General features: G+C 32.1%; 9 protein-coding genes. 7 read left to right on the forward strand and 2 right to left on the reverse strand.

Going from position 1 to position 14394, the window contains the following annotated elements:
• Positions 1–93 precede the first annotated feature (93 nt).
• From QJ521_RS06620 to glgB, 4 genes are read left to right on the forward strand one after another with little or no spacing between them, the layout of a single operon-like run.
• Complete coding sequence (locus tag QJ521_RS06620; protein WP_282839660.1) at positions 94–2472, forward strand: glycogen/starch/alpha-glucan phosphorylase; 2379 nt, start codon at positions 94–96, stop codon at positions 2470–2472.
• A 13-nt stretch (positions 2473–2485) separates the two neighbouring features.
• Entirely contained in the window at positions 2486–3778 is a 1293-nt protein-coding gene (locus QJ521_RS06625; protein ID WP_282839661.1) for an alpha-amylase family glycosyl hydrolase, read from the forward strand.
• The gene (pulA, locus tag QJ521_RS06630) at positions 3775–5733 is read left to right on the forward strand and encodes a type I pullulanase (RefSeq protein ID WP_282839662.1); all 1959 of its coding nucleotides are present in this window, start codon (positions 3775–3777) and stop codon (positions 5731–5733) included. The genes QJ521_RS06625 and pulA overlap by 4 nt, the downstream gene beginning before the upstream one ends.
• A 9-nt stretch (positions 5734–5742) precedes the next feature.
• Positions 5743–7593: a 1,4-alpha-glucan branching protein GlgB gene (glgB, locus tag QJ521_RS06635; protein ID WP_282839663.1), complete on the forward strand. Its 1851-nt coding sequence runs from the start codon at positions 5743–5745 to the stop codon at positions 7591–7593.
• Positions 7594–7623: 30 nt separating this feature from the next.
• On the opposite strand, the gene QJ521_RS06640 is transcribed toward glgB, so the two are convergent.
• Positions 7624–8604 (reverse strand): LacI family DNA-binding transcriptional regulator, encoded by a 981-nt coding sequence (locus QJ521_RS06640; RefSeq protein ID WP_282839664.1) that lies wholly within the window; start codon positions 8602–8604, stop codon positions 7624–7626.
• Positions 8601–10394, reverse strand: coding sequence for a glycoside hydrolase family 13 protein (locus tag QJ521_RS06645; RefSeq protein ID WP_282839665.1), 1794 nt, complete (start codon positions 10392–10394; stop codon positions 8601–8603). The genes QJ521_RS06640 and QJ521_RS06645 overlap by 4 nt, the downstream gene beginning before the upstream one ends.
• 119 nt (positions 10395–10513) lie before the next feature.
• On the opposite strand from QJ521_RS06645, the gene QJ521_RS06650 reads away from it, so the two are divergent.
• The 3 genes from QJ521_RS06650 to QJ521_RS06660 form a co-directional block, all read left to right on the forward strand.
• Positions 10514–12211: a glycoside hydrolase family 13 protein gene (locus QJ521_RS06650; RefSeq protein ID WP_282839666.1), complete on the forward strand. Its 1698-nt coding sequence runs from the start codon at positions 10514–10516 to the stop codon at positions 12209–12211.
• Positions 12208–13689 (forward strand): 4-alpha-glucanotransferase, encoded by a 1482-nt coding sequence (gene malQ, locus QJ521_RS06655; protein ID WP_282839667.1) that lies wholly within the window; start codon positions 12208–12210, stop codon positions 13687–13689. The genes QJ521_RS06650 and malQ overlap by 4 nt, the downstream gene beginning before the upstream one ends.
• Positions 13690–13722: 33 nt before the next feature.
• Positions 13723–14394, forward strand: a 672-nt coding sequence (locus QJ521_RS06660) for a glycoside hydrolase family 5 protein (protein ID WP_282839668.1), incomplete at its 3' end; no start/stop codon positions are given.

The raw sequence follows: 14394 nt of genomic DNA on the forward strand, positions 1-14394 counted from the left end.
TTCCGTCGAGAAATGAAAACGGTTACACACTCATGCTTTTTTTAAAGCATGGTAAAATATATATAGGCATGAATAAAAGGAGCACATAGAACTATGCAAACAATTTTTACTGACAAAGAAACCTTTAAGAAGGTATTTATAGAAGAAATAAAAAATACTTATAACGTTGACTTAAAGGATTCTTCAATCGTCCAACGTTATACGATATTAGCGAAGTTACTTGAGACGAATTTAGATGAAGCATATCGAAAAACAAATGCTTATATCAAAGATAATAATTTAAAGAAAACCATTTATTTTTCGATGGAATTTTTAATGGGTAGATTAATTACTAACAACCTTCAAAATAGTGGTTATTATGATGTTGTAAAAAAAGCATTTCAAGATCTAGACATTGATCTAAATGAAGTTGAACAATCAGAAACTGATGCAGGATTAGGCAATGGTGGCCTAGGTAGGCTTGCAGCATGCTTCCTAGATTCTGCAGCATCTTTATCGTTACCACTTTTTGGAAATAGTTTACGATATCAACATGGCTTTTTTAGACAAGAGATTAGAAACCATAAACAAGTAGAACACTTAGACCCTTGGTTGGATCAACCTTTCATTTGGGAAACAAGAAGAGATCATGAGGCAATAGATATTCCATTATTTGGTTATGTTGAGCATACAAAACTGATTAATCCGGTATGGATTAAAGCAGTTCCTTATGACGTAAAAATCGTAGGTGATCAAAATGGTGTCGTGACAACGCTAAGATTGTGGTCAACAGAACCAAGTGATAAGCAAATGATGCAAGACAAAAAATATATTAAAATGTCGAAAGACATTTCGGAAGTACTATATCCTGATGATTCTACAGAAAACGGTAAGACACTAAGATTGATGCAATCTTATGTCTTTAGTGCTGCAGGTGTTAAGGCTGCTATATTAGAACATAAAACTTTATGTAGAGATATTAGAAAGTTTCATGAGTACTATACTTTCCAAATTAACGACACACATCCAACATTAGTCATTCCTGAAATGATGAGAATTTTTATGGATGAAGAGTATTTGGGATATGATGAAGCATGGGATATTACAACAAAAACATGTGCATTTACAAATCATACGATTTTATCTGAAGCACTTGAAAAATGGAATATTCAAATTTTTAGAAACTTATTACCAAGAATCTATGAAATCGTTCAAGAAATGAATCGACGCTTCAAGCGTGTTCTTGAAGAAGATGGTAGATTTAATAGAGAACAAATGTATTTTATGGGATTAATTGGACATCATCATGTCCGGATGGCACATATTTGTATTTATGGCTCATTTAGTGTTAATGGTGTTGCACAGTTACATACAGATATTTTAAAAAATATCGAAATGAAAAATTTCTATACATTATATCCAAATAAGTTCAATAATAAGACCAATGGCATCACGCATCGCCGCTGGTTAATCCATACGAATCATGAACTCGTTCAAATTTTAGATGAAAAAATTGGAACAACTTGGAGACAAGATCTTACCCAATTAGAAAGACTAGATGCATTTAGGAAAGATGAAGATACAAAGAAAAAGATTGATCAAATGAAACTTGCTAAAAAACAAGCTTTAGCGGATTATATTTTAAAGCATGAGGGTGTTTCATTAGATGTTAATAGCATTTTTGATATCCAAATAAAAAGACTTCATGAATATAAACGTCAGTTAATGAACATTTTACATATTATCTATGTCTATCAAAGATTAAAGACAGATCCAGTTTTCAAGAAAAATTATTATCCGCATTCATTTATATTTGGTGCAAAAGCCGCACCAAGTTATCATATGGCAAAAGCAATTATCGAATTAATCAGTAGATCTTCTGAAATCATTAATCAGGATTCAGATACGAATCATTTACTCAAAGTTGTTTTTGTTGAAAATTATAATGTAACCTATGCAGAATATTTAATGCCAGCAGCTGATTTATCAGAACAAATATCAACAGCAACCAAAGAAGCTAGCGGTACAGGGAATATGAAGTTTATGATGAATGGAGCACCAACAATTGGAACACTTGATGGGGCAAACGTTGAAATCGTTGAGTATGCAGGAGAAGAAAATAATTTTATTTTCGGATTAACAGCTGAACAAGTGAGTGAAATTCATACAAATAACGGATACAAACCAAGAGAAATATTTAATGAAGATCCAAGATTACAAAATGTTTTTTCATTCATAAGAAGTATGCATGAAAACCCACAACATTTCGATTATATTTTAAATAACTTATTGAACAGTGACTATTTCTTAGTCTTAAAGGATTTTGATGCTTATGCACATGCACATGTTATTGCTAACGAAACATATAAAGACCGTTCAAAATGGTTAGAAATGTCAATAGCAAATATTGCACATTCTGGATTCTTTACATCAGATCGTACGATTGAACAGTACAATCAAGATATCTGGAAACTTACAAAAATTAAATTTTAGGAGACGAAATCTCATGGCAAGACAAACGGATTTACAAATTAGATCTTATACGTTTTATCAAGTCTTTCCTAGACAACATTCAGAAAAACAAAACTTTGAAGGTGTGATTGATGACTTAGATCGCATTAAAAGTTTAGGTGCTGATGTTCTTTATCTACTTCCGATTCACCCAATTGGTGTAAAAGCTAGAAAAGGTGAACATGGAAGTCCTTATTCGATTACAGATTATTATGCAATCCATCCAGATTTAGGAACTCTAGATGATTTTAAGAAACTGCTTGATGGAGCGCATCAAAGAGGATTAAAAGTGATGATTGACATCGTTTTTAATCATACATCAAGAGATTCTAAATTAGTGAATGAAAAACCACATTGGTTTTATAAGAATGCTAAAGGTGAATTTGCAAATCGTGTTGGTGACTGGAGTGATATTACCGACCTTGATTTCGCACACCGTGAAGTTTGGGATTATTTAATTGATGTTTTAGTTTATTGGGCGAAATTAGTTGATGGTTTTAGATGTGATGTGGCACCATTATTACCGATAGATTTTTGGATTGAAGCACGAAGTGCAGTTGAAAAAGTCAATCCAAATATGATTTGGTTAACGGAATCAGTTCATCCAGGATTTATTAAATATTTAAGAGATATGGGATATGACTGTTCAAGCGATTCACAAATGTATGAAGCTTTTGATATGTGTTACGACTATGATATTTTCGAATATATGAATGAGTATTTAAGAGATCCATCAAAACTTCCTCGATGGATTGAAGAAATCGCGAGACAAGAAGTAACATATCCTAAAAACTATATTAAGTTAAGAAGTTTTGAAAATCATGATCAACCAAGATTAAGAAGCAAGGTTAGAGATCATAACCATTTTATTCAGATGAATGCTTTGATGTTTTTCTTAAGAGGTGCTGCATTTGTTTATGCAGGACAAGAACATAGTGTTACACATGAACCAACATTGTTTGATGTTGATTTAGTGCCTTGGAATAAATCGAATTCGATTGAACCTTTTATTCAAAGAATGGCAGCATTAAAAAAACAACCTATTTTTGTCTATGGAAATTTCAATGTTCATAATAGTCAAGATGTTGTCGTATTGTCATATACATATCAACACCAATTCTTGTTAGGTATCTTTAATTTAGAAGATCAAACAACTATTGAAGTTCCTATAATTGATGGTACATATACGAATTTTGTTAATGAGGAAGAATTGATTGTAAAAAATGGTAAAATAAATATAGGAGAGTCTCCGATTATTATTGATACATTAAAGGAACACATCAAATGAATGTTTTTATAGAGAGTTTTCATTTAGTTCGAATTGAAAGCAAAGATTATATTTACAAAATTGAATTAGATCAAAATGAATTAAACTGGTTAAAAAACGAAGGTTTTAATCAGTTTTTTGTCAGCAAACATCCAATTTTATTACATAAAAATGATGTTATTCATATTAATGATCAAACCTATCCGTTACAAATAGGGTTAGTCACACTAACACCTGAATTTGAGAAGAAATTTAGATATGATGGTCCATTAGGATGTGTTTATCATCAAGATCATTCTGATTTTTATTTGTTTTCACCGGTTGCTAAAGAAGTATCTGTCGTGATTCATGAAGATGAATATCAAATGACATATGAAGAACCCATATGGAAAACAAGAGTTCATGGAAACCTTGAAGGAAAAACTTATACATATAAAATTAGATTAGTGGATCAATTTAAAGAAGTTAAAGATCCATATACGGTTGCAGCATCAACAAAAGGCAGTCATATTGTTGATTGGAATCAGACCATTCCAATCAAACAAACCAATATTAAAGTTAAAAATTATGTGGATACAGTGATCTATGAAGGTCATATTAGAGATATGTCTATTGGTCTTGATGTAACTTCAAAAGGTCTTTATGAAGGCGTTATTGAATATAGTGATGCCCTAAAGGGATCTGTTTTAGAATATATCAAGAAGTTAGGAATGACACATTTACAAGTTTTACCAGTATTTGATTTTGAAGGCGTCGATGATGTTTTAAAAGACGGTTTATATAATTGGGGATATAATCCTAGCCAGTATTTTTCTTTAGAAGGTTGGTATAGTAAACATCCAGAAGATCCATATGATAGAATTAATGGTTTAAAGAAGATTATTAATTTTGCACATGATTTGAAATTGGGTATTAATATGGATGTTGTTTATAATCATGTTTATCAATTTAAAACTTTTCCGTATGACGATATTGTTCCTGGATATTTTTATCGTCATGATCGTCATCATCAAATGACGGATGCTTCATATTGCGGTAATGATATCGAAACTAGGAATTATATGGTAAGAAGACTGATTGTCGATAGCTTATCTCATTTTGTGAAAAACTTTCAAATTGATGGATTTAGATTTGATTTGATGGGCTTAATGGATATTGAGACCATGCATGAAATTGAAAAGAAGTTAAAAGAAATTAATCCTTATATCATGTTATATGGTGAAGGATGGAATATGCAAACAGAAGTTCCAACAAGACAAAGATCAAATATGCATAATCAAGCTTTGTTTCCAAAGTATGCTCACTTCAATGACTTTTATCGTAATACGATGAAAGGTGAACTGCACGGAGACAAACTTGGTTATACGATGGGAAATAACCATTTATCCAATAAAGCAATGCAAAGCATTTTAGGGTCTCCTCATTTGTTTTTGTCTCCTAATCAATCGATTAATTACGTTGAATGTCACGATAATTTGACATATTATGATAAAATGCTGTTAAGTTATGACAATGAAGATCAAAAGTTTAAAGTCTATCAAGATTTTGCAAACCATTTGATTGCGATATCTCAAGGTGTTCCTTTTTATCATGCAGGACAAGAGTTCTATCGAACAAAAAAAGGTATTGAAAACTCTTATAGAAGTCCAGATTCCATCAATCAAATTGAATGGAACACTCATGGAGAAAACGTACAAAAACTAAGAAAACTTCTTAAACTTAGAAAAAAGTATAACCTATACCGACAAACATCTTACAAAGACAATGTAACAATTCAAAAAGAAAAGCATTTATTGATATATAAACTAGAAAGCAATCAAGAAATACTGATACATTATATAAAAAATGACTTTGAACTAGAAGCTCTAACAACGCATGGCGGGAAACTGATCTTCCCTTCACAAAAAGCCTTAACAAAGGGTAAAAGTTTAATAGTTGATCAACCAGGTATCTATATTATCTATATCAAGAAATAGGAGATGCACATGAGACTTATATCAGATTTTGATATTAATGAATTCTTACTAGGTCGAGCAGCTAATGCTCACCAGTTTTTAGGTGCGCATCTCATCAGGGATGAAAAAGGAGATATTGTAGCAACCGAGTTTACAGTATATGCACCTAATGCTAAAGAAGTGAGACTTGTATCTGAGTTCAATGGATATGAAGGCTGGAAGCATGTTTTAACTAAAATCCATCACACTGGATTTTTTAGAATTGAAGTTCCGGGTAATTATGAATGGGCAACTTATAAATATGAAATACATACAAATGCAAATCGTATCATATATAAAGCAGATCCATTTGCTTTTTACGCTGAAGTAAGACCTCAAACGGCCTCTAAAGTCTATGACATTGATTTCTATAAATGGAATGATGAATCATGGTTTTACCATAAAAAAAGAAGTTATCAACAACCACTTTTAATTTATGAAGTTCATTTAGGATCATGGCGTAGAAAATTTGCTGCATTTAAACCTTATAACGAAGTCGTTGATGAATTAATCGATTACGTTAAAAATCAAGGATTTACTCATGTTGAGTTTTTACCAATCTATGAATATCCACTTGATGATTCATGGGGATATCAAGGCACTGGATATTTTGCAGCAACATCAAGATATGGCGTACCCAAAGACTTTATGTATATGATTGATCGTTTCCATCAAGCTGGTATAGGCGTTATCTTGGATTGGGTTTTAGGACATATCTGCAAAGATGCACATGGACTATCATTTTTTGATGGCACACCATTATATGAGTTTAACGATAAAGAACGTAGAGAAAATGTTACATGGGGTACGAATAATCTCGACTTTTCTAAAGGTATAACCAGAAGTTTTATGCTTTCTGCATTAACCTTTTGGATGGATTATTTCCATGTTGATGGTTACAGAATTGATGCAGTTTCTAATTTAATCTATTATTTAGGAAACAAGCAAAAAGGGGTTAACCAGGACGCGATTAACTTTATGAGACAACTGAGTTTCCATTTATTTGGAAAAGATGACCGCGTATTATTTATGGCAGAAGATTCAACCGATTATCCGATGGTAACACATCCAGTTGATAACGGTGGTATTGGATTTAATTATAAATGGAATATGGGCTTTATGAATGATGTCTTAAGGTATTTTAAAGAAGATCCAATTCACAGAAAATACCATCATGATAAAATAACATTTGGCTTAGTATACGCATTTAATGAACAGTTTATCCTACCTTTTTCCCATGATGAAGTTGTTCATATGAAAGGTAGTTTAGTCAATAAAATGCCTGGAAACTACTTTCAACAAATGGCAAATTGGAGATTATTATTAAGTTTATGGATCACCCATCCTGGTAAGAAATTACTATTTATGGGTCAAGAATTCGCATCCTTTAGTGAATGGGCATTCCAAAAGGAATTAGACTGGAAGTTATTTGATTTTCCTGCACACCAAAAAGCGAATCGATTCTTTAAGGATTTAGCTCAAGTTTATCTACATCATGATGCACTTTACTTTTATGACCATGATCCAAAAGGGTTTGAATGGTCGATTGTAGAAGACCAAGATCAAAGTGTCTTTGCCTATATTAGAAGAAGTGATGTTGAAACTTTGGTAGTTGTTTTAAATATGACACCAAATGTACATGAGTCTTATGAAGTTGGTGTACCACTATCAGGGGTATATGAAGAAATAATTAATAGTGATAAAGAAATCTATTTTGGAAGTGATCAATATAACGGGAAACCTTTAAAAGCAATTAAAGGTGAAAAAAATCAGTTTAAGTATTTCATTAAACCAAAGTTAGGTCCACTATCAGCAATGATTTTCAAACACATCAAAAAATAAGCAGTTCATGGCGAACTGCTTTTTGTTTGCTTATTTAGATTTTGTTGTTTCTCTTTCAATTAATTTAACATCAATAATATCATGTAAACTGTCTAGTTCAACCCCGCGGATTAGTCTTGTTAAGTTAATAAATGATTGTTTACCCATAAAATTAACAGACTGATGAACAGTTGTTATAGATGGTGTCACCCAATTGCTGTAAGGTGTGTTGTCGTATCCGATTAATGACACGTCTTGTGGCACTTTTTTGCCTAATTTTTGCAATATATTTAAAGTTGCGAAGGCAAGTGTATCCGAAAATGTAAAGATACCATCGACGTGAGGGTTGTTCTTTAGGATTTCTTCAATCAGTTTAAAATCAGGAAAAAGTAAATCGAAATCGAAGATATCGACAAACAAATCATGTTTCTTACTCTCATTTAAAAAGCCTATTGTACGTTCCATGGTTGTTAATAGAAATGATGGTCCCCTAAATAAAATAATATTTTTAGCACCTGTTTCAATCAGTTTAGTAGCTGCTAGTCCTCCACCTTTGACGTTGTCAGAAGTAATTGATGGTATATTTTCATCTAAAATATGGTCAACTGTAACAACAGGAATATTTAATTCAGCCAATTTGTCACGATTCGAAAAGTTTGATGCGATAATTAAACCTTCAATATTATATGATTCAAAAAACTGCAAGTATTCAAGTTCACGATCAGGATCATCTTGAGTATGGCAAAACATGATTTTATAGCCATATGCTGAAGCTTGTGATTCAATGCCTTCTAATAACTCACCATAAAAAGACGGACCTATATGAGGTACGATAACCCCGATAATTTTAGAACTACGATTGGTTAGGCTTCTTGCCAATTGATTAGGAATAAAGCCTAAGTCTTTAATGATCTTATTGACGAGTACTTTAGTTTCTTCGTGGACATAACCTTTTTGATTAATAACACGAGAGACAGTTGAAACACTGACATTGGCTTTTTTGGCCACATCACGAATGGTCGGTTTCATCATATAGACCCCTTTTCTAGAAGTAGGTATTGGTATGCTTCTAAGGTTATTTTATCATGAAGTTCGATTTTTTCATTTGAAATCAAGTCTTTATAAGTACCCATCAGTTGTTTAGGTAGTTCAACACTCATTTGTTTTCCATTATTGATAAAAACAAGTATTTCATCATTTTTTGATGTTTTCGTAAATGCTAAGATATCTAAATCAATAAAATGATAATCATAATCCGTGAAGGATGGATGTTTTTGTCTGAGTTCAATTAAACGCTTTGAAAAAGCATAGAAGTCATGGTCTTGATCTTTAGCATCCCACAACATACATCTACGGTTATCAGGATCATGTTCTCCAGTCATTCCAATTTCATCACCGTAATAGATATTAGGAGCTCCAGCTGATAGAAACATCAATAAATAACTGAGTTTAACCCTTCTAACATCGTCTTTGAGACGTTTTTTAATCCGGATGGTGTCATGGCTTCCGACAAGGTTAAACATGTTTTCCATCACGTTTTTAGGCGTTTGAGCTAAATACATGGTTACCATGTTCTTAAATGTTTTTAGATCTATTTTATGTTCTAAATACTTCCATATTGGGTAACTCAAATCATAATTCATGACAGAATCTAGCTGATCACCATGTAACCAAGGAATTGAAGAATCCCAATTTTCGCCTAGGATAAACGTATCTTTTTTGACCATTCTACTCACTTTTTTAATTTGTCTTAAAAAGTCATGACTTATCTCATTAGAAACATCTAATCTCCAACCATCTATATCATATTTTTCTATCCAAAACTTAATACAATCAAGCAAGTGTTTTTCTACAATAGGATTTGAGGTATTCCACTTAGGCATATGAGGTGTAAAAGCGAAAGTCTTTAAGTTTAAATCAATACCATAATAATTAATAGGTTTACCATCATGATCTAAAGGGAAGTTAACGACTGGATGTTTATCGATAAAAAAACAGTCTTTATATTCACTAGCCTCACCTTTTTTAACGACATCTTGAAAAAACGGATGATAGTATCCACTATGATTGAAAACACCATCAAGCATTACTTTAATATTTCTATTATGGGCTTGTTTAACTAACAGTCCAAAATCTTCATTGGTTCCAAATTGTGGATCAATTTCAAAATAGTTTTCAGTATCATACTTATGAGCCGAAGGAGCTTTAAAGATTGGTGTGAAATAAATACCTGTTATCCCTAAATCTTTTAAGTAATCAAGCTTATCAATAACACCTAATAAGTCTCCACCATAAAACTCGTGATTATTGACAGGTAATTTGCCCCACTTAAGTTGACTGTGTTTCCGGTGACTATAAAAACGGTCAGGAAATATTTGATACCAAACCGTATCTTTGACCCAATCTGGTGTATTGTGTAAATCTTCATGATTTAAATAAGGGAAATTATAATATTCACTCAAATCAAAAAGGTCATATAAATCATCTTTTGACTCAATATCTTTCACTCTTTTGGAACCGAATAAGAATTGCTTTTTATTTTCAAGCAAAAAAGCATACTTCGTTCTTAAGTATGGAGGTTTGATTTCAATAAAATAATAATCAAAGTCATCGGTTTGATAACGTTTATTCATTTGAATTTTTTCATGTTTCCAAACGGTTTTTCCCGATTGATTACTTTCCCAAGAAAAAGGATCGCCATAAATGATATGAACTTTATCAACATCATTTTTAGCTGTGCGAAGCATGATATGTAACGTTTTTGAATCGTATGCATAAGAGTATTCTGATTTTGCATTATGCCATAAGGCTAGTTTATTCATATTGATCACCAAAATCATTATATCACGCAGACAAAATAATAAAATATGAAACCGCTAACATTATTCTATCCATATAGTATATATGATAAAATGAATTTGTAGTCAAAGGAGTCTGTAACATGGGCAAAAAATGGTGGATGGAAAGTATCGGATATCAAATCTATCCAAAAAGTTTTTATGATAGTAATGATGATGGTATAGGTGACTTAAATGGCATCTATGAAAAACTTGATTACTTAAAAGATTTGGGCATCAATTTAATATGGATTTGTCCGTTTTATGATTCACCAATGGACGATAATGGCTATGATGTAAGAAACTTTTTTGACGTCTCCAAAGAGTTTGGTACGATGGATGATGCAAAAAAGTTAATTGATAAGGCACATCAATTAGGCATCAAAGTTATTTTAGACTTTGTATTAAATCATACATCGGATGAACACCCTTGGTTTATAGAGTCTAGATCATCGGTTGATAATCCTTATCGTGACTACTATATTTGGCATGAAGGAAGACAACAAGATGGGCAAAAGATTGAACCAACCAATTGGGGTTCTTTTTTTGGTGGAAGTTGTTGGAAGTATGATGAGCTAACCGATAGCTATTATATGAAAATATTTTCTGATAAAATGCCTGATTTGAATTGGAAAAATGAAAAAGTTCATGAAGAGATGATTCAGATTGCGAAAAAATGGTTGGATCAAGGTATCGATGGGTTTAGAATCGATGCTGTCTCGCATCTTGATCGAGCTCCATATGAAGATGTTAAAGGATCAACCGATCGTTATCCGCTAGATTGGAATAAGTTTTCTAATTTACCAAAGGTACATGATTATCTTAATAAGCTCAATCAAGAAGTATTTTCCAAATATGATTGTGTCACAATCGGTGAAGTCGGAGGAGAAGCTTCGATTGATGAGGGCATCAAGTATGCTTCATTTGATTCGAATGAATTATCAATGGTTTTTAATTTTGACCACAATTGGTGTAATAATCTTCATGAAGTGACAAGTACAAAACAATTAAAAACCAATGTTGTCTTATTGAAATCAGTTTTTAATAAATGGCAAAAAGCATTTAAAGATATTGGATGGTTACCTTTAAACTGGTTAAATCATGATCAACCACGTTTAATGAGTCAATATGGTGATCACTTATATCCCCTAGCTTCAGGAAAAATGCTTGCTACTGCATTACATATGATGAGAGGAACACCTTTTATATATCAAGGTGAAGAAATTGGAATGACCAATTTCCCATTTGAAGATGTGTCTCAGTTTAATGATATCTCAAGTATTCACGCATATCGTTATCATTTAGAAAAAGAACCAGACGATCCAGTTAAAGCATTAAAAAAAGCAGCTTTAAGTTCCAGGGATAACCCAAGAACACCCATGCAATGGTCAAATGAAAGTTATGCGGGTTTTTCAAAAGAACAACCATGGATGATGGTAAACCCAAACTATAAAAAGATTAATGTTGTAAATAACCTTAAAAATCAAGATGCTTTGTGGTATCATTATCAAAGATTAATTGATTTAAGAAAGAACAGCACCTATAAAGATTTAATTATTTATGGAGAATATGAACTACTAGATCCAGATGATAAAAACCTTTATACGTATAAACGTTTTAATCATCAGCAAACACTACTTATTATCAATTCATTTTCAAGAAAGAAAATCAAATATGATTTATCGAAATACGACATTTTAAATAAAATAGTTAGCAATTATCAAAAACATACGATTAAGAACCAAACTATTTACTTAAAGCCTTATGAATCTATCGTGTTTGAAGTTAAGGAGAAACTATGAGAAAAAGCGGTATATTACTACATATTTCAAGCTTACCAAGCAACTATGGCATTGGAAGCTTTGGCAAAGCTGCCTATGAATTTGTTGACTTTCTATATGAAAGCAAACAATCATTTTGGCAAATTTTACCATTAGGTCCTACATCTTATGGAGATTCTCCATATCAAACCTTTTCAGCGTTTGCAAATAATCCATATTTCATCGACTTAGATGTTCTCATCAAAGAAGGACTACTTCGTAAAGATGAAATTAAAGCAACCTTTATTTCTCCAAGATATGTTGAATATAAAGAACTATACGATGAACGCTTTACAATTTTAAAGAAAGCATTTCATCGCTTCGATTTAAAAAATCCGGAATATTTAAAGTTTGTTAAAGATAATCAAGATTGGTTAGTAGATTATGCACTTTTTATGGCAATTAAAGTCCATCATGGTGGAGCATCATGGCTTGAATGGGAAGAAGCGTTAAGACTTAGAAATCCAGAAACGATGAAAAAATATCAAGCAATGCTAAAAGAAGATATTGATTTCAATGAGTTTTTACAGTATAAAGCATATGAACAATGGTTTAAATTAAAAACGTATGCAAACGATAAAGGCATTATGATTATTGGTGATATGCCAATCTATGTATCATGTGACAGTAGTGATGTTTGGGCTAATCCTAAATATTTCGATTTAGATAATGAAAAATTACCAATACATGTAGCAGGTGTACCACCTGATAACTTCTCTAAAAACGGTCAATTATGGGGGAATCCTTTATATGATTGGAAAACATTAGAAAAAGAAGATTTCAAATGGTGGGTTGACCGAGTCGCATCATCGATGCAACTCTTTGATTGGATTAGAATCGATCATTTTATTGGTTTCCAAAACTTTTACAGTGTACCTTATGGTGAAAAAACTGCTAAAAATGGTGAATGGAAAAAAGGTCCAGGTATTAAGCTATTTGAAGTGATTAAAGAAAAATTAGGATGCGTTAATATTATCGCTGAAGACCTAGGTGTTATTACGCCAGAAGTTAGAAAGCTACTTGAAATGACAGGATTTCCTGGAATGAAACTTTTACAGTTCGCATTTGATTCAAGAGAAGAAAGTGATTATATTCCACATTTATATCACAAAAATTTAATTGCATATACAGGCACACATGACAATGAAACAACAAAAACATGGTTTGATAACCTTCCTAAAAAGGATTTGGAATATTGTCTAAACTATATTAATCATCAAGGTGATGGTAGCCCAGTTGATAGCCTAATTAAGGCAACACATGCATGTGTTGCCGATACAGTTATTATTCCGATGCAAGATTACTTACACCTAGGCGAAGAAGGCAGAATGAACATACCTTCAACAACCGGAAACAACTGGAAATGGAGATTACTCAAAGAAGAATTATCTAAAGATTTGAGAAATAAGATTAAATCATTTACAATATTATATGGAAGAGATCAATCAAAGGATAGATAACCTATCCTTTTTGACAATGAAATGGAGGCAGCAATGCATAAGATAAAAGGTGTAAATTTAGGTGGATGGTTTGTACTAGAACAGTGGATGAAACCAAGTTTATTTGAAGATATAGAATCGAATGATGAAACAGGTTTTTCAACTTTAAAAAATGATGCAGAAAAAAAACTTATGCATCATTGGGAAACTTTTTTCACAAAACAAGATTTTATTGATATTAAAAACTTAGGACTTAATTCCATTAGATTACCAATTCCTTGGTGGTTAGAAGGAGATGCACCTTACTTTAGTGCCTTACCTTATATTAAACGCGCAATGAAGTGGGCGAACGAAGTAGGACTTCATGTATTATTAGACCTACATACTGCTCCTGGTTGCCAAAACGGATTTGACAATGGTGGTATCCAAAATGTTATGGAATGGCATCTAGATCAAAAAAATATCGATAAAACAGTTGAGAGATTAGAATTTATCGTAAGAACTTTCAAAGATGAACCATCATTTTGGGGTATTGAAATTTTAAATGAACCATTTACAACCATTGACATAAATATTATCCAAGACTTTTATAAAGATGCTTATCAAAAAATAAGAGCCATTACCGATAAACCAATCGTCTTTCATGACGCATTTAGACCAACGCATCCATCATGGGAACCATTCTTCAAAACGAATGAAATGGAAAACATCATGTTTGATCTACAC

This window comes from Peloplasma aerotolerans (genome assembly GCF_030012175.1).
GTDB lineage: Bacteria > Bacillota_I > Bacilli_A > Acholeplasmatales > Acholeplasmataceae > Peloplasma > Peloplasma aerotolerans.

Bases quoted from the DNA above. Each gene is read 5' to 3' on its own strand.
- QJ521_RS06620 (WP_282839660.1), top strand. From the start codon at position 94: ATGCAAACAATTTTTACTGACAAAGAAACCTTTAAGAAGGTATTTATA.
- QJ521_RS06625 (WP_282839661.1), top strand. From the start codon at position 2,486: ATGGCAAGACAAACGGATTTACAAATTAGATCTTATACGTTTTATCAA.
- pulA (WP_282839662.1), top strand. From the start codon at position 3,775: ATGAATGTTTTTATAGAGAGTTTTCATTTAGTTCGAATTGAAAGCAAA.
- glgB (WP_282839663.1), top strand. From the start codon at position 5,743: ATGAGACTTATATCAGATTTTGATATTAATGAATTCTTACTAGGTCGA.
- QJ521_RS06640 (WP_282839664.1), bottom strand. From the start codon at position 8,604: ATGATGAAACCGACCATTCGTGATGTGGCCAAAAAAGCCAATGTCAGT.
- QJ521_RS06645 (WP_282839665.1), bottom strand. From the start codon at position 10,394: ATGAATAAACTAGCCTTATGGCATAATGCAAAATCAGAATACTCTTAT.
- QJ521_RS06650 (WP_282839666.1), top strand. From the start codon at position 10,514: ATGGGCAAAAAATGGTGGATGGAAAGTATCGGATATCAAATCTATCCA.
- malQ (WP_282839667.1), top strand. From the start codon at position 12,208: ATGAGAAAAAGCGGTATATTACTACATATTTCAAGCTTACCAAGCAAC.